The organism is Lysinibacillus agricola (genome assembly GCF_016638705.1).
GTDB classification, from domain to species: Bacteria; Bacillota; Bacilli; order Bacillales_A; family Planococcaceae; genus Lysinibacillus; species Lysinibacillus agricola.
Genome location: NZ_CP067341.1, coordinates 304,051 through 320,457, shown reverse-complemented (window position 1 = coordinate 320,457; position 16,407 = coordinate 304,051). Strand labels below are relative to the sequence as shown.

Genomic DNA, 16,407 nt, shown 5'->3' with positions numbered 1-16,407 from the left:
AAATACAATTTTTCATTCAAAGCTAAATGATCGTTTCTTTAATTACATCCGAAAAGAGTTTGGCATTAGCCTCTGGTTCAGTACTTCCAGTAATAAAGCTACCAACAATAAGAATTTCCACCCCTGCTACAAGAAGATCTGAAACTGTTTTTTCAGTTATTCCACCTGCAGCTGCAATTCGAATACCCTCTAAACCTTCTACTAACTTAAATAAAGATGATGATACTAGCTCGCCGTTTTGTTGCATATCTTTTCCAACATGAAGACAGAAAAGCCTCGCACCTAGTTCATAAATCTTCTTCACCCGATTTGCTGTTTCTACGCCAAGTAAATCAATCATAACTTCTCCACCGTATTCAGTAGCGACTTCCAGGCATTGCTTGATTGTCGCATTCGGAGCAAATCCCATAACAGTCGTTATAGTAGCACCTGATTCGAAAGCCTGCATACTTTCATGTTTCCCAGCATCACATGTTTTCATATCCGCTACAATTGTCTTTCCTTGAAAACGTGTACTCAACTCACGTACAGCAGCCATGCCATATTCTTTTATGACACCTGTACCAACTTCGATCCACTGAATGTACTTTTCCGTTGTCTCCACTAATTGAATACAATCTTCTATCGCCATTCGATCTAATGCCAGCTGAATTTTAATATTATTCATTATACACCTGAATACGCCATGAAACCGCCGTCAACAGGTACAGTGATACCTGTTACAATACAAAACACCCTTACAACTGTTAAAAAGATCAGTTATAAGGGTGTATTATTTTTAGTATGCTAAGCCGAATAGCGCTTTAATGTGTGTAAGATAGCGAATGTTAGACGCTTCTTTCATAAGTGTTGCTGGAAGGCCTTTAAGTTCTGTGTTGCTAGCACCAATAGTCGCAACAGCGTCTTTGCGACCTAAGCTTGCAAGTGTACCAGAGTTAATTGCTGAGAATGATTTCATCTCTTGGTTTTTGTATTGTGCGAATAAGTTGTAGCCAGCGAACTCACCCATTTGCCATGCAACTTGAGCAGTTGGAGCGTATAGTGGACGTCCACCGTCGCCCGGTAATGCAACAGATGCGTCACCAATTACAAATACATCATCATGAGATGTAGATTGTAAGAACTCGTTAATTGTTGCTTTGCCACGGTCTGCAGCTAGACCAGACTCACCTACTAGTGGAAGTGGAGCTACCCCACCTGTCCAAACAAGTGTGTTGGCAATGATTGGTTCACGATCTTTAAGAGAGATGACATTACCATCAACGCCCGTAACAGGAGTGCCAGTAATAAATTCAACTCCACGTTTTGTTAAGCTTTCAGTAGCACGTTGGATAAGTGCATCTGGAAGTACTGGTAAGATTTTCGGACCAGCTTCAACAAGTTTGATTTTTAGATCAGCAAAGTTAACACCGTGTTTTGCTGCGATTTTCGGGAAGTTGTCCACGATTTCACCAACAAGCTCAACACCTGTTAAACCGCCACCACCGATAACGATTGTCGCATCTGCTTCGTCTTTTGTTTGTGCATATGCTTTAATACGGTCTTCGATGTGTTTGTTAATTTTATTTGCATCGTTCACTGATTTAAGTACCATTGAGTTTTCTTCTAATCCAGGGATACCGAAGAATCCAGTTTGGCTACCTAAAGATACTACTAAAGTATCGTAATTTAAAGTATAACCAGTATCTAGGTCAACTTTTTTAGTGTCTACGTTGAATTTTGTTACTTTAGCGATTTGTAAATCGATATCTAAACCTTTAAAGATTTTTTTAAGTGGTAAAGCAACAGCACCTTCAGCAATAGTACCTCCAGCTAAACGGTGAAGTTCAGTGATAATTTGGTGTGTTGGGAATTGGTTTACTACAGTAATTTTAGCTTCATCAGCTGATAGATACTTACGTGCTGTTAATGCAGTTAAAACGCCAGCGTAACCAGCACCTAAGATGACGATTTCTTTTGACATGATTAATTAATCCTCCGTCCTTACGAATTGAATATATCTCGAGTCGAGTCTTATTTAGCTTTACGTTCAGCGTTTACTTGTAAGAAAGCATTAACAAAACGGAAAACACTTTGAACTTGTGGGTCTTTTAACATTTTCACAAGACCGAATAAACCAACTACTTCTTGGCTTTCAGAAGCACGATCTTTCGCTTCAATTGCAGTAGCTGCAAGGTTTTTAGCTGAGCCTACTACAGGACCTGCCATTTCTGTTACAGCACCAACAGTATCATTTTTAAGCACTTCGTCAGTTGCAACTGCTTGAGCAAAGTCATATGACTTTGTTAATAACGTCATCATTTCAGTTAACTTTGGTAATTGTTCAACTAAAGTTGTAAGTGATTCCTGAACCTCAGGCTTTAATAATTGATCTAGCACATCCAATTGTTCTTGACTAACAGTTAATTGTTCAGACTGTGTTTGGTTATTCGTTTCTGACATTTTGAACTCTCCTTTGCCATCACTATTACTATTTTTAATTTTTTATTGCTTCCATGTAAAAAAGACCATTAAGGCACTTCTTAACAGTCGTTACAGCGCGTATATCTACACATTCACCAGTCTCAAGGGCTGGATAACAATTCGTATGACTTGTTATTACAATGTTAACTTTATTTTGCAAAAAGTGCATTATAATTCCATCCTTATCTTGTCTTGGTGCATTACAAACTCCATTATAAGACTGTTTGCACATTATTTCAATGAGCTAAATCACAATTTCGACAATCTTTTCAAAATTCATTGATTTTGTCAATTATATATTGTATTTACGCTTGCTTTTTGTCCTTACTGTAAAAAAATACAATATTTCCAACCTTGAATTTTTAAATTGTCTCTGCAAAATATTTGATCTTTAATAATAATTGCTCTTGCTCTCTTGTTTACTGTTAAGCCGGGTTCGTTCTGTATTTAAACTTCCCCTCCATCGTTCGTATAATACTTACTTCATCTTCAACAGCTTTTAAAGTCGGATTCAAGCATAAAAGTTTTTATTAATAAGTATGTTTTATATATAATGAAGGAATTTATTTTCCAACAGATTTCCAGAAGAAATCTACAATCTCTTTTGCAGCGATGGCTTCTGTTTGAAATAACCTATTCCCTTCTCCATCTTTAAAATACCCCACTGTCATTAGAGACAAAAAAGTATGTGCAAAAAATTCTGCGTTTCCTTGGTGAATCGTCCCTTTTTCCATTTCAATTTGCATCGCTTGCTGGATCGTTTTATACAGTTCATTTTCTGATGCATGAACTTTTAAGATTTGTGATTCGGATAAATTCATAGTTGCTTCACGCATAAAATTTTTCATGTCAATAGCTACGGTTGCAGATAAATGTACTTCAACAAGCTCCTCTAGCCTTTCTTTAAAAGGTTTAGACTGTTCTAAAATTCGTATAATAGCTTGTCTTATTTTGTTCATCATTTCAATTAGTGCTGATGTATATAGCTCCCCTTTAGTAGGGTAATAGTAATAAATAGTCGCTTTTGTCACATTGCAAGCTTTCGCTACATCATCCATCGAAATGTTTTTGTAGCCCTCTTTTATAAAAAGCTTTGTTGCAGTTTCTAAAACAACAGCTTTTGTGGGTTTTGCATTGATGTCATTGCGAGGTCTTCCTAAAACACGTGGTGATTGTTTCAACAAGTTTTCCTCCTTAATAAGTATGCTTCTTAGTGATAGTATAACATGTTCAGATTTCTTATTTGATTGATTAATTAACCTTCCAGTATATATAATTAAAATTACTTACATGAAACGGAGGTCCTACCATGAAAAAACATCCACTTGAGCAATGGGGCTCAATGGTAGCAAGTAAAAAGGGTCGTTTATTAGCCCTTGTTTTTGGGTTTTTACTTGTGGTTGTACTCTCTTTTGCTTGGCCACAGATTAATAGTATCAAGAGTGAATCTGGTAAAAATTTACCCGAGAGCGAAATGTCTCAGCAAGCAGCGGCTATTATTGCAGAACAATTTCCGAATGAAGCAGGCACACCATTATTACTCGTTTGGCATCGAGAAAGTGGGCTAACTACCGACGATTTCGTAGCCATCCAAAAGATTTACGGAGAGCTTAAAGCTAAACCTTTAGAAAACCAAACTCTTATTCCACCTTATGATAAAATGCCGCCACAAGCCTTCGTAGCATCTGCTTCTGAAAACGGCACGACTATCGTGACGCCTGTTTTCTTTGAAAAAGGTGTTGCTACTGATGCATTGCGGGAAAGTTTAAAAACATTAACAAAAACAATGGATACGTATAATGTCCAACTAGATAAAAACTTAGCTAGTGGCGATCTTCATGTGCGTTATTCCGGACCAGTTGGTATCGCTACGGATGCTGTCAGTTTATTCTCTCAGGCTGATGTGAAATTATTAATTGCAACAGTGCTCCTTGTTTTAGTATTACTAATTATTATTTATCGTTCACCATTATTAGCTATTATTCCATTAATCGTTGTTGTTCTTGCCTATGGTGTCATAAGTCCAACGCTCGGCTTCATGGCCGATCATGGATGGATAGATAAGGATTCGCAGGCCGTCTCTATTATGACTGTATTACTCTTTGGTGCAGGTACAGACTATTGTTTATTTTTAATATCAAAGTACCGAGAGATATTATTTGATATTGAGGATAAGACTACTGCCATGAAGCTTGCTATAAAGGAATCTGGCGGTGCAATTATGATGAGTGCCTTAACGGTTGTCATCGGTCTAGCTACTCTTAGTCTTGCCCATTATGGTGCATTCCAACGCTTTGCAGTTCCATTTAGCTTTGGCGTACTCGTGATGGGAATTGCAGCACTTGTTGTTCTTCCAGCAATTCTTGTCATGATAGGTCGCGTCGCCTTCTTCCCATTCATACCTCGAACAGAGGAAATGGCTCATAAGAAGGGTAAAAAACAGCACAAACCAACACATAAAATCAGCCATAAAATTGGGCGCTTCGTGACGCATAAACCATGGATTGTCATTGTTGTAACTTTACTGTTACTAGGTGGATTAGTAGCATTCGTACCACGTATTCAGTATACTTTTGACTTATTATCGTCATTCCCTGAGGATATGCCATCACGTGAAGGCTTTACTTTAATAGAAGAAAATTTCTCACCTGGAGAACTAGCACCTGTACAGCTTGTCATTGACACAGAGGGAACAGATATTAATTTGCGGCAGCCATTAACGGAAATCTCTTATATCGATAGTGTTGTAGATGTCCAAATCGGAAAGAAAAATAATGACATTCAATTGTACGAACTTTTTTTAAATGCAAATCCTTATGCTAAGGAATCGTTAGCTCATATTCCAGAGCTTAAGGCAGAGGTTGCAAAAGTGCTTGAAGCTGAAGGTGTAAAAAATGCAGAAAGTCATATCTGGATCGGTGGTGAGACAGCCAGTCAATATGATACACAACAAATAACTGTACGTGATGAAACGGTTATTATGCCGACAATGATTGCTTTAATTGCTTTACTATTATTTATTTATCTGCGTTCATTAACAGCGACTGTTTATTTATTAGCAACGGTTATTATTTCTTATTTCGGGGCACTGGGTGCAGGATGGCTTATTTTACACCATGTAATGGGAGCAGAGGCCATTTCAGGAGCAATCCCACTATATGCGTTTGTATTTTTAGTAGCACTCGGGGAAGATTATAATATCTTTATGATTTCGGAAATTTGGAAGAAACGTAGAACAAAAGATCACTTAACAGCGGTTGAGGAAGGTGTCGTACGAACAGGAAGTGTTATTACATCTGCTGGTCTTATTCTAGCTGGAACATTTGCTGTCCTAGCTACATTACCTATTCAAGTACTTGTCCAATTTGGTGTTGTTACTGCAATTGGTGTACTTCTTGATACATTCATTGTACGTCCTTTACTAGTGCCTGCTATTACAACTATTTTAGGTAAATATGCGTTCTGGCCAGGTGCATTATTTAAAAAAGATGAATAAATTTAAAGGCTGAACACTTAAAAGAATTTATCACCTATATTTTTTAATTTATCGACCAACTTTTCAAGTTTATCGTTAACTGATAACGATTTATCACCTAAATCCCCTCATTTATCGATAAATCTTAAATGTATAAAATGATGATGTCATGATTACTCTATTCTACATACCCTTTAAACGCGCTATGATATGTACAATTAATTACACAGTTTATCATAGTATATAGAGTAAAGGCGTTGTAAAGGATGGTGACAGAAATGATGGATAAAGAGAAATCAGTTGGTCATTCTGTTGATTTAGATTTCATCAAGAACAATGTTTTCGTCATTACCAATATCAAACGAGGCAATCGTTTAAATGAGATTTTAGAAACATATGAACATGGCGCTAATGACTTCTACGTTGTACAAAGTGCGCAGCAAAAAGGTAAAGCTGTTATTGCTAACTTAGATTTTTTCAGAGAGCTTAGAACTATTGAATGCTATTGATGAAGAGCACATGCAAGAAGCGATGTTAGCACGTAAAGATGATGAAGCCAAGATTCCATTAAAAGAGGCTCATAGATTTTGATGAAATCATAGCGCAGATGTCTTACTGCCCGTTAATGCGGGATAAATAGTATTTAAGCAAAGCATGGTGTTATAGCGATAAGGTGGTGATGATTTTTTCATTCGTCCCTAACCGCTAAATACCGTGCTTTTGCTTGTCCTCTCACAATATTTCTATTCATACTCAACACCATTTCGATACCCTATGGCAATGGGTATTGCTATAACGTTCCAACGATAATATACTGAAAACAAAATTGCATGATTCGTTGTGGATTTCTATTCCGACTATTAACAAAGGATGTGGCATTCATGAACTATCAAAAATTACAGCAACGTTTTCCATTATTAAGACCCTTTTCAGGCGAGACAGAAGGCTATTTATTTAATTTTGACGATCAGCTTTTTGAAATTCCAAAACACACTATTACACAAAGTGAGCTAGAGCTATTGCGTATCTTTTCTGGACCGATCACACTGCCAAATGATTATGATACGGCTTGGCTTGATTATTTAACAGATCAAACAAGTGAAGCTCCAACAGCAATTCATAAACATCGCATACTATTTCTTCATTTTGACAAAGCATTTACTGCTCCTAATTTACTTCGGACAGCCTTTGAAGCATTACTTGGAAAAGGCATTATACTCATATCACTAAATCCTCAATTATTTGCGATCATTGAATGTATTGAAGAAGATGATTTACTTAATTTTTCTCATTATCTCGATCTTTTACTGGAGGATTTAGAGACCAGCTTTAAGATATTCGTTTCTGATGTTATGCCAGACATCACTTTTACAAAAAAACACTTTAACTGGTTCGTTGATATACAGCAATCACTTTGGTCTTATACAACTAAGCATGTGCTTACACAACAAGAGCTATTAGTGCCGTACTTATCATTGCAACTCGGCGTACAGGAGAAAAATATTTTTATATCCTCTGTTTTAAAAGAAGCGACCTCACAGCATGATTTAGTACAAACTATAAAGCAATTGATTAAATACGAGGGAAATATATCACTTGCTGCTAAAAAGATGTTTATGCACCGGAATACACTCCAAAACCGTCTGGAGAAATTTCAACAGCTTACTCAAAAGGATATTCGGCAATTTGAACATCGGCTTGAAGTGTTTCTTGCTATCTCCTTTTTAGAGTCCATGTAAATCATACTGCCCAATTTACAACATAAATATTGTGCACTGTTTACCTAGGTCTACACTATGAAGTTATTTATAATGAATGTATGACTTACAAAGGGGTGTAGTGTATGGCGGAATTAAGATTAGAACATATATATAAGATCTACGATAAAAATGTTCAGGCTGTAACTGATTTTAATTTGCATATTCACGATAAGGAATTTATCGTTTTTGTCGGTCCATCTGGCTGCGGGAAAACAACGACATTGCGTATGATTGCGGGCTTAGAGGATATTTCAAAAGGTGAATTTTATATCGATGATGTACGAATGAATGATGTGGAGTCAAAAGATCGTAGCATTGCTATGGTGTTCCAGAGCTATGCATTATATCCACATATGACTGTCTATGATAATATGGCATTTAGTTTAAAGCTTCGGAAGGTTGATAAAAAGGAAATTGATCGACGTGTGAGAGAGGCAGCAAAAATATTAGGCTTAGAAGATTACTTAAAACGGAAGCCCAAAGCGTTATCAGGTGGACAACGTCAGCGAGTAGCTCTCGGTCGTGCTATCGTGCGTGAAGCTAAAGTTTTTTTAATGGATGAGCCACTCTCCAATTTAGATGCCAAGCTACGTGTACAAATGCGTGCTGAAATTCAGAAGCTCCATCAACGTATTCAAACAACAACCATATACGTCACACATGACCAAACTGAAGCAATGACTATGGCGACTCGTCTCGTAGTTATGAAGGATGGTCTTATTCAGCAAACTGGAGCACCAAAGGAAGTTTATGATACCCCGCATAATATGTTCGTTGCAGACTTCATTGGATCGCCTTCTATGAATCTTTTCCAAGGACGTCTAACTGAAACAACTGTAATACTTGGTGAGCATAGCTTCCCTATTCCTCCAACATATTTAAGGGTATTGAAAGAAAAAAATTATTTAGGCAAAGATATTGTACTAGGTATTCGTCCAGAAGATTTGCAAATTACAGCAGCCGATTCTCCGTACATTTTCCGTGCGACAGTAGACGTTGCTGAGTTGCTCGGTGCAGAAACCTTCCTGTACTCTTCATTAGCCAACCAAACATTTATTGCACGTGTTCATGCTGATAGCAATTTACAACCAGCCGATGTGGTGACATTAGCCATGAAAGAAGAAAAGATCCATTTCTTCGATCCCCAAACAGAAGAACGTATTTAGTAAATTACGCCCACTCATGGATTATAAAGAAGAACTCAGGCGATACGACAAGTCATCGTATCGCCTGAGTTCTTTTCTTGCATTATTTCTTTCGCGTATTGACCTTCTTATGCAGCCCTTGAATTGCAGTACGTGTGGCATCCAGATAATCAATTGTTTGCTCATAGTCGCTCGTTGCTACGCACATAAATAAAATGTCAATTACATGGAGCTGTGCAAGACGCGAGGATGTTGCCCCGCTTCTAAATGTCGCTTCTACATTCGGTGACGTGTATAAACAAATATCCGCTAAGCTTGACACGAGTGAACTACCATAGCGAGTCAAGCTAATTGTTGTTGCAGGTGTTTCACGGGCAATTTCAAGGATTTTAGCAACTTCATGAGTTTCGCCAGAAAATGAAATACCTACTACCACATCCCCCTCTTCTGCGTTAACAACTGCTGTAGCTCCTAAATGTAAATCCATGAACGCCTTACTATTCTTATTAATACGCAAAAATTTCTGATCTGCATCCATTGCTGTAATACCAGATGCCCCGACACCAAAAAAGAAAATTCTGTTGGCCTTTGATAATGCTGATACCGCACGATTCAGCTCTACCGTATCAATCAAGTCCGCTGTCTGGCTCAAAATTTGACTACTTTGCATTGTCACCTTTTCTACAATGGACCGTAACGGCTCATTCGGCTCAATATCGCGATCATCTGTTTTTTCTCGTTGCAAATCACCAGCAATACGTAACTTTAACTCCTGAACACCACTGATATTTAAAGATTTGCACAAACGAATAACAGCCGCACTACTCGTATGACTCGCCTCTCCTAATTCAACAGCTGTCATTTTAATTGCCTTTGATGGATGCTCTAAAATATAGGATGCCACCTTCTTTTCGGATGGCGGTAACTTCTCCCGCATTTCTGCAAGCATAATCAATCCCGCACTTATTTTTTCCATTCCAATCAACTCCGCACTCTATTATGTATGTATTGTAACTAGAACTCCTTTCTGGTTCCGTGACATCCGCCGGAGGCTTTCACTTCTTTCAGCAGGTGTTTAGACACCTGCTGAAAAAGTGAATGGAAGCATTTCCACTCACCCCTTCCGTCAATCCTTCTTTAACTCCACTGCCGTACGCACATGCCCCTCTGATTGTGCTAATAATCTCTCCGCTTCATTTAAAGTCGTCTTCGTAAGTAACATTACAATGGCAAGCTTCACTTGAAAATTAGTCTGCTCTAAAATGTTTTCCGCCTTTTCATAGGATACACCTGTTGCCTCACAGACAATCTTTTTAGCACGCTCACGTAATTTAAAATTACTTGCATGGACATCCACCATTAAATTTTTATAGACCTTTCCAAGCTTAACCATCGATGTTGTCGTAATCATATTTAGTATTTGTTTATGAGCAGTCGCAGCCTTTAGCCTCGTGGAACCCGTTAAGATTTCTGGGCCAGTAATGACCTCTATTGCAATATCTGCATAGGCGCTAATGACAGATTGCGGATTGCTGGCTAAACTTATTGTTTGTGCCCCTATCTGTTGTGCATAAACTAACGCTCCCTTTACAAAGGGGGTCCTACCACTTGCTGCAATCCCTATAACAACGTCCTGTGCACTTAGCTGCTGTTTCTTTAACTCGACTTTCCCTAGCGTACAGTTATCCTCCGCACCTTCTATGGCGACCATTACTGCGTCTGAACCACCCGCTAATAAAGCTTGCACGAGCTTTGGCGGAGTACTGAATGTTGGTGGACATTCCACTGCATCTAATAAACCTATACGACCACTTGTCCCTGCACCTACATAAAATAATCTCCCTCCATTTTTCAGCGCATGAATGACTGCCTCAATCGCTTGTTCAATTTCAGGTAGTACCTTTGCAATGGCTTGCGGTATTTTTAAATCATCTTCATTCATAAGCTGTACAATTTCAGCAATTGACATTAAATCTAAATTTTCTGAATCAGGATGATAGTCTTCTGTCGTCAGTTTTGTCATTCGTTCCATCAAAGTCAAATCCCTCCTATTTTATTTCTTATAGTTGCTCATCCAAGTTTCCTTAACAATTTGCTGTAATGACTTCGTGATTAAAACACCCTCACTAATAAGTCCCTTTACAAATGCACCGATAACAGGTGGTACTTCGGGTTGAATGAGTCGATTGTTAATAGCTGCTTGCTGCAGTTTTTCTTGAAAACAATTAGCAAAATAACTACTTTCAAATAAACCGCCGCAAGTGACAATAGGGAAGCTTTTGACTTGTGGCTCTTTCTGAAACATCGTTAGCAGTAATTGGGCTAAGTAATTACTGGCACGTTCTATAATAATCTTCGCTGTTTTATTATTTTGTTCAGCCAGCTGTAACACGGTTTGTACAATGGAAGCAATCAACACACGCGGCTGAACATGCTCATAAACTAGCGTAATTATTTCAGTTGGATCTTTTAGCTCTAGTTGCTTTAAGATCACTTCTGTAAACATATCTCCATCTCTACCAAATGCATCGAAATGCTGTGCAATAACACGTAATGCCTCTTGCCCAATATAGTAGCCACTACCTTCATCTCCAAACAAATAACCCCATCCACCTACACGGCTAACACGATTATTTTTTTGAACACAATATACAATAGAACCAGTTCCTGCAATAAGGACAAGCCCTTCATGTGCAAATGTACCGCTAGTAAGTGCCGCTACCGCATCATTTGTAACATACACCTTGCAGGATTCAGCTGTGAAAAATAATTCCATCCATTTATGCCAGCGTGCTAAGTCCTCCTGACGATCCCCACCTGCCATACATAAAAAGATAGTTGAAACATCATTTCCCGTTGCCCCAACTTTTTGGAGTAACCGCGTTAGTAATTTCATCATTTGCTGTCGTACTTCTTCTGGTGGAGTCGATTTTATATTTGCTCCTGTTCCTTCAACGGCAGCAAGTACTTCACCGTTTTTTGTACCTATAACTGCACGGGTTTTAGTCCCACCACCATCTACACCAATAATGTATTGTTTATTTAATAGCACCCGCCGTCAGCCCCTCCATAAATTGCTTAGAAGCAATAAAGAATAAAAGTATCATCGGCAATGATGCAAGTGTTAAACCAGCGAAAAGCGAACCCCAATCAGCCGAATGTTCCCCGAAAAGAGACATCATTCCAACTGGAATTGTACGCTTCATCTTATCTGTAATGAAGATAAGCGGGAAGAAAAAATCATTCCAAGCGGCAATAAAATTAATGATGACCACAGTCCCAAGTGCTGGTCTCATTAACGGTAATACTACATACCAGAGCACCCTTAAATTCCCCGCTCCATCAATACGTGCAGCCTCCTCTAGTTCATAGGGCATCGTTTTAAAGAAACCTGTTAATATTAGCATCGTCAGCGGAATTCCTGTCGCAGTATTCATCAATATTAGTGACCACAAGGAATTAATAAGTCCTAAATCACGCATTAAAATGAAAAGAGGTACAATCCCAAGTTTAATCGGAATCATCATCCCTAATAGGAAAATAAAAAATAGCGCTTGATTCCATGAAAATTTAAAACGCGCAATATAAAAAGATGCCAATGAACAAACAACGATTATTAATACAACAGAAACAATACTGACAAAGGCACTGTTCATAAAATAAGTTGTAAACGGAATTTTCGACAATAACGTATGGTAAGTATCTAAGCTAAAGCTGGTTGGTAACCCCAAAGGATTTTTGTAAATATCCACACTCGTCTTAAATGACGATAAAATCATTAATAAAATAGGATATAAGCTTATTGTCGCCACTGCAAATACAACAATATAGTAAAACGGTCGAGCCCAAATTGTGCTTTGCTTCATTTACTCACCCCTTACATTTGTACATCTTTTTTACTCGTAAAACGTAAAAATACTGTTGTGCAAATTAAAATAAAGAAGAATAAAACTGTTGCTAATGCTGACCCTAAACCAATAGCTGTTGCACCAGAGGCTGTCGAGCTACCAAATGCCAAGCGGTAGAAGAATACAGCTAAGGTGTCTGTTGAATAATAAGGCTCTCCCATTGAGCCCTGCATTGCATAGACAAGCTCGAAGGCCTCAAATGATTGGATAAATGTTAAAACACCCATGATCATAATAGAAGGAATCATTAATGGCAGATAGATTGTACGTAATAATGTAAAGCCCTTTGCACCGTCTAGCTTCGCTGCTTCGATTAGTTCACTTGGTATCCCTTGAAATCCAGCTAAGAAAATCAAGACACCAAAGCCAAGACCAAACCAACAATTTACTAAAATAATAGCGATTAAAGCTGTATCGGGATCACCTAACCATGCCTTTTGTAAGCTTTCCAGACCTATCTTCTCCAAAATAACATTCAGAGTTCCAAAATTTGGATTCAAAATGAGTTTCCATAAAAATCCTACAACTATTACTGATAGTAATCGCGGCAAGAAGAAGGCTGCCTTAAAGAATTCCGCGCCCTTTATTTTTTGATAAATAATAAACGCTAGAAAGAAGGCTAACCCATTCATAACAACCATTTGTAATACAAAATACAGTACATTATGTTTGAAGGCATTCCAAAACATTGACCCATATGGTTCCGTCGTAAACAATGTCACGAAATTTTGAAATCCAATAAAATTGCCTCTCGTCATCCCTTCCATTCAAAAAAACTATAGGATAATGCAGCTAAGATAGGGTATAGTACAAACATTCCGTAAATAATCAATGCGGGGATTGGAAAAAGATGAATGGTCCACTTTGCCCAAGTTTTTTTCTTTTTAGTCGGTGAAGCTGTAGTTATGTTCATCTTCGGACAGCCTCCTTTAAAGAAATTTAGACAGTAAGACCCCAGCTTCTTCCTTCGAAGTGTTAGTGGGGTCATTTCACAATCCAACTATTAGCTATCTACTTGACTGAGGATGTAAAATAACGTGCTCACTTACGTTTGAACACGACGATCAAGGAAAGATAGATTTATTTTTGAAACGGTGTAAACCATGTTTTAGCGTTTTCTTGTACTTTTGCTGCTACCTCTTCCGGTGTCACTTGACCTAAATACATGCCTTGTAGTTCACTTTCGAGCAAGCTCTTTGTTGTCGGATCGCCACCTGTAAAATTCGTAACCCACATATACGGTGTTGCTTCATTTTCTGTAGATTTGCTAATGTCATTTAACAATGCATTATCAGAGGTAATACCTGGAATTGCACTAATCATCGAGAATTCTTTTACAAATAGTTCTCCAAATTCTTTTGTTGTTAAAAACTCCAAAAACACTTTAGCAGCATCCTTATTTTTCGAATTTGCATTAATAGCAAATGAACCATCTACCCAAGTTGTCACTGTTTTATTTCCAGCTTTTGATGGTATCGGGAAGTATCCTAAATCTAAATCTGGATTCATTTCTAGTACAACAGGAATTTCCCAACTGCCTAGCGGGAACATAGCTGCCTCACCTAGTGCAAATAATGTACGAATATCATCCATCCCTAACCCTTCTGAATTTGCCGGGAAGTATTTTTTCAAGTCATTCATCACTTGTATAGATTCTATAAACTTAGGATCTGTGAAATCTTTTTCTCCCGCAAGCACTGCTTGATAGAAATCATTCCCTTCATAAATGGCAGGACCTACAATACCGTGCATCAACGACAATAGCCAGCTTTCTTTAGTCCCCATTGCCATCGGCGTAATACCCTTTTCTAGCAATTTATCATTTAGTGCTATGAATTCATCCCAAGTAGTAGGCACCTCTAAGTCATTATCTTTAAAAATCTTTTTATTGTAGAAGAATTGAGTTGAGCTCAAGTTAATGGGTACGCCATACTGATTACCTTCTTCATCGCGTGAAGCTTTTAATGCTTCTTCAGGATATGCACTCAAACCATTTAAGCCATTAATTTTTTCTACATAACCCGCCTCAGCAAGCTTTAATCCTGCAGCATATGGACGTAAATGAAAGATATCTGGACCTTCACCCGCTTGTAATGCTGTGTTTAACACTGTGTTATACTCAGTATTTTTGGTTGGGTTAAATGATATGTTAATTTCGGGATGTTGTTCATTAAATAATGCAATGACTTTTTCATATTTAGCAACGTCTTCTGTACGCCAACTCCCAATCGTTAATGAAACTTTTTCTGCGTTTCCTTTATCATCTGTATCAGGTGTTGGTGAGCTTGTTGATTTCTTATCCGAGGAACAGCCTACTAATGCTACAACGAGTACTAAAGGCAACAGGAACAACCATTTATTCATTTGTTTCATAACCACACATCCACCCTTCATATAATTAGATTTTCATAGATCATCGTATGAAGCTTTTCTCTAATTCCCCTTATGTCCGTATTTCTCCCATAATGAACAGCGTTTGTTAGGAAAACAACGAACGCCTTTTTAACAGGGTCCATCCAAATACTTGTGCCAGTAAATCCTGTATGTCCAAAAGAACCCTTGTTCCACCTCCTACCAAAACAAAATAATGAACGATCTCCATTCCAAACTTCAAAGCCAAGTCCTCTGTTACCCATTGTCTTAGTGTATGTAAGCTCCATCCACTCAAATGGTATGGTAGATTGCTGGATTATTCCCAACCAATATTTCGCATATTTTGCTAAATCCTCTGCGCATGAAAATAACCCTGCACTACCTGACACTCCTTCTAATAGTAATGCTTTCTCATCATGTACAATTCCTTGTACAATTTTACCTACTACCATTTCTGTAGCCGCTGCTTGACTCCTTTTCTGCTCAGGTAATCGGAAACTTGTATGATGCATACCCCATGGCTTGAAAATCTCTTGCTCCACAAAATTCTGAAAAGGCTGACCTGTAACATTTTCGATAATCTTCCCTAATAAAATCATACCTAAATCACTGTATAATACTTGCTCATTTGGCTGTCCAATGACATCACACGCTAAAACCTCCTGCATAATATCACGCTGATGATGTCTCCTAACAGACGGCTCTAAGTCTGCCGGTAGCCCAGAGCAATGTTGTAATAATTGTTGTATTGTAATGTGCGGAAATTTAAAATCTGGTAAATGATCTTGTGCTGAATCTATCAAGTTCAACTTGTTCCTACTAATCAGCAATAGAATAGCTGGTAATGTTGCGACAACTTTTGTTAATGATGCCAAATCAAACAAAGTATTATTTGAAATAATTTGCTTACTCCCATCTTCAGCTGTATATGCTCCGTAGCTTTTTGACAATATACGTCTATGCTGCTGTTGGACAATAAGCACTGCACCCGGAATTTCTTTGTCCCCCACCAAGCGATTCATATATGCATCTACCAAATAATCACCTCACAATAAAATAACTAAATTTTCTGTATTTTAATAGTATGAAATAAAATGATAAAAAACAACACAAAATTTTAAAATTTTTTTTCAGATTTTACTATTTGATGTATCAATTTCGCCTTGGCGTAATGGCGTCGGATTTTTGAATTGTGCCTGCACAATTCATTCCTTTCAAAATCCGTGACATCCGCCGGAGGCTTTAGGCTAACACGATGTTGGTCACTCAGTCGTTGCCACAGG

General features: G+C 38.0%; 14 protein-coding genes and 1 pseudogene. 4 read left to right on the top strand and 11 right to left on the bottom strand.

The genetic code is table 11. The features are described 5' to 3' along the window. Positions 1-22 precede the first annotated feature (22 nt). The 4 genes from hxlA to FJQ98_RS01535 all read right to left on the bottom strand — a co-directional run bounded on the left by hxlA (position 23) and on the right by FJQ98_RS01535 (position 3,644). Positions 23-667, bottom strand: coding sequence for a 3-hexulose-6-phosphate synthase (gene hxlA, locus FJQ98_RS01550; RefSeq protein ID WP_241774632.1), 645 nt, complete (start codon positions 665-667; stop codon positions 23-25). Positions 668-778: 111 nt separating this feature from the next. Beyond that, positions 779-1,963, bottom strand: coding sequence for an NAD(P)/FAD-dependent oxidoreductase (locus FJQ98_RS01545; protein WP_053596624.1), 1,185 nt, complete (start codon positions 1,961-1,963; stop codon positions 779-781). Positions 1,964-2,013: 50 nt separating this feature from the next. Then, positions 2,014-2,442 (bottom strand): DUF1641 domain-containing protein, encoded by a 429-nt coding sequence (locus FJQ98_RS01540; protein ID WP_053596623.1) that lies wholly within the window; start codon positions 2,440-2,442, stop codon positions 2,014-2,016. Positions 2,443-3,026: 584 nt separating this feature from the next. Continuing rightward, complete coding sequence (locus FJQ98_RS01535; protein ID WP_053596621.1) at positions 3,027-3,644, bottom strand: TetR/AcrR family transcriptional regulator; 618 nt, start codon at positions 3,642-3,644, stop codon at positions 3,027-3,029. A 128-nt stretch (positions 3,645-3,772) separates the two neighbouring features. On the opposite strand from FJQ98_RS01535, the gene FJQ98_RS01530 reads away from it, so the two are divergent. The 4 genes from FJQ98_RS01530 (at position 3,773) to FJQ98_RS01515 (ending at position 8,864) form a co-directional block, all read left to right on the top strand. After that, complete coding sequence (locus FJQ98_RS01530; protein ID WP_201406602.1) at positions 3,773-5,959, top strand: MMPL family transporter; 2,187 nt, start codon at positions 3,773-3,775, stop codon at positions 5,957-5,959. Between the two features lie 257 nt (positions 5,960-6,216). After that, positions 6,217-6,447 (top strand): hypothetical protein, encoded by a 231-nt coding sequence (locus tag FJQ98_RS01525; protein WP_143115041.1) that lies wholly within the window; start codon positions 6,217-6,219, stop codon positions 6,445-6,447. Positions 6,448-6,819: 372 nt separating this feature from the next. Next, entirely contained in the window at positions 6,820-7,677 is an 858-nt protein-coding gene (locus FJQ98_RS01520; RefSeq protein WP_053596618.1) for a PucR family transcriptional regulator, read from the top strand. A gap of 104 nt (positions 7,678-7,781) precedes the next feature. Next, positions 7,782-8,864 carry an ABC transporter ATP-binding protein gene (locus FJQ98_RS01515; protein ID WP_053596617.1) on the top strand — a complete coding sequence of 361 codons (1,083 nt, stop codon included), beginning with the start codon at positions 7,782-7,784 and terminating at the stop codon, positions 8,862-8,864. Positions 8,865-8,946: 82 nt separating this feature from the next. Here the strand turns inward: FJQ98_RS01515 and FJQ98_RS01510 are convergent, their stop codons facing one another. From FJQ98_RS01510 to FJQ98_RS01480, 7 genes and pseudogenes are all read right to left on the bottom strand, one after another. Continuing rightward, positions 8,947-9,819, bottom strand: coding sequence for a MurR/RpiR family transcriptional regulator (locus FJQ98_RS01510; protein ID WP_053596616.1), 873 nt, complete (start codon positions 9,817-9,819; stop codon positions 8,947-8,949). Positions 9,820-9,969: 150 nt separating this feature from the next. Next, complete coding sequence (murQ, locus tag FJQ98_RS01505; RefSeq protein WP_053596615.1) at positions 9,970-10,875, bottom strand: N-acetylmuramic acid 6-phosphate etherase; 906 nt, start codon at positions 10,873-10,875, stop codon at positions 9,970-9,972. A gap of 21 nt (positions 10,876-10,896) precedes the next feature. Then, entirely contained in the window at positions 10,897-11,895 is a 999-nt protein-coding gene (locus tag FJQ98_RS01500; RefSeq protein WP_053596614.1) for an N-acetylglucosamine kinase, read from the bottom strand. Next, positions 11,882-12,709 (bottom strand): carbohydrate ABC transporter permease, encoded by an 828-nt coding sequence (locus FJQ98_RS01495; RefSeq protein WP_053596613.1) that lies wholly within the window; start codon positions 12,707-12,709, stop codon positions 11,882-11,884. The genes FJQ98_RS01500 and FJQ98_RS01495 overlap by 14 nt, the downstream gene beginning before the upstream one ends. An 11-nt stretch (positions 12,710-12,720) precedes the next feature. Next, positions 12,721-13,664, bottom strand: a pseudogene (locus FJQ98_RS01490) (carbohydrate ABC transporter permease). A 167-nt stretch (positions 13,665-13,831) separates the two neighbouring features. Beyond that, on the bottom strand, positions 13,832-15,145 hold the full coding sequence (locus FJQ98_RS01485; RefSeq protein ID WP_198926929.1) for an ABC transporter substrate-binding protein: 1,314 nt from the start codon (positions 15,143-15,145) through the stop codon (positions 13,832-13,834). Continuing rightward, positions 15,142-16,161 (bottom strand): serine hydrolase domain-containing protein, encoded by a 1,020-nt coding sequence (locus FJQ98_RS01480; protein ID WP_053596611.1) that lies wholly within the window; start codon positions 16,159-16,161, stop codon positions 15,142-15,144. The genes FJQ98_RS01485 and FJQ98_RS01480 overlap by 4 nt, the downstream gene beginning before the upstream one ends. Positions 16,162-16,407 lie beyond the last annotated feature (246 nt).

Bases quoted from the DNA above. Each gene is read 5' to 3' on its own strand.
- FJQ98_RS01525 (WP_143115041.1), top strand. From the start codon at position 6,217: ATGATGGATAAAGAGAAATCAGTTGGTCATTCTGTTGATTTAGATTTC.
- FJQ98_RS01510 (WP_053596616.1), bottom strand. From the start codon at position 9,819: ATGGAAAAAATAAGTGCGGGATTGATTATGCTTGCAGAAATGCGGGAG.
- FJQ98_RS01515 (WP_053596617.1), top strand. From the start codon at position 7,782: ATGGCGGAATTAAGATTAGAACATATATATAAGATCTACGATAAAAAT.
- murQ (WP_053596615.1), bottom strand. From the start codon at position 10,875: ATGGAACGAATGACAAAACTGACGACAGAAGACTATCATCCTGATTCA.
- FJQ98_RS01530 (WP_201406602.1), top strand. From the start codon at position 3,773: ATGAAAAAACATCCACTTGAGCAATGGGGCTCAATGGTAGCAAGTAAA.
- FJQ98_RS01540 (WP_053596623.1), bottom strand. From the start codon at position 2,442: ATGTCAGAAACGAATAACCAAACACAGTCTGAACAATTAACTGTTAGT.
- FJQ98_RS01495 (WP_053596613.1), bottom strand. From the start codon at position 12,709: ATGAAGCAAAGCACAATTTGGGCTCGACCGTTTTACTATATTGTTGTA.
- hxlA (WP_241774632.1), bottom strand. From the start codon at position 667: ATGAATAATATTAAAATTCAGCTGGCATTAGATCGAATGGCGATAGAA.
- FJQ98_RS01520 (WP_053596618.1), top strand. From the start codon at position 6,820: ATGAACTATCAAAAATTACAGCAACGTTTTCCATTATTAAGACCCTTT.
- FJQ98_RS01545 (WP_053596624.1), bottom strand. From the start codon at position 1,963: ATGTCAAAAGAAATCGTCATCTTAGGTGCTGGTTACGCTGGCGTTTTA.
- FJQ98_RS01485 (WP_198926929.1), bottom strand. From the start codon at position 15,145: ATGAAGGGTGGATGTGTGGTTATGAAACAAATGAATAAATGGTTGTTC.